The organism is Pseudohalioglobus sediminis, from assembly GCF_008370495.1.
In the GTDB taxonomy this organism is placed as follows: domain Bacteria; phylum Pseudomonadota; class Gammaproteobacteria; order Pseudomonadales; family Halieaceae; genus Halioglobus.
Genome location: NZ_VTUX01000018.1, coordinates 1 through 329 on the forward strand (window position 1 = coordinate 1; position 329 = coordinate 329).

General features: G+C 49.8%; 1 tRNA gene. It reads right to left on the reverse strand.

Annotated elements, in window-relative coordinates:
• Positions 1-19: 19 nt before the first annotated feature.
• Positions 20-96, reverse strand: a tRNA-Ile gene (locus tag F0M18_RS19900).
• Positions 97-329 lie beyond the last annotated feature (233 nt).

Sequence of the window (329 nt, forward strand, 5' to 3'; positions counted from 1 at the left end):
ACGAAGAGTAACGCGTATTTGGTAGGCCTGGGCAGATTTGAACTGCCGACCTCACCCTTATCAGGGGTGCGCTCTAACCAACTGAGCTACAGGCCTGTTTTGACTGGTCTGCGTACGCCCTGGCGGCGTTATTTTGCTCGCTCAATCGGTCACATACTATTCGTATGCTCCCTCTTTCACTCTCAAAATGCCTTACCAGATCGCCCGCATCCTGCGCCAAAACCCTAACCTTGAGATAAGGGCCTTACAGGTGCGCTCGTGATCTCTTTCGCATCAACCGAATAAGACAAAGACAAATGTGTGAACACTTGAAGGAATAACGTCACTAT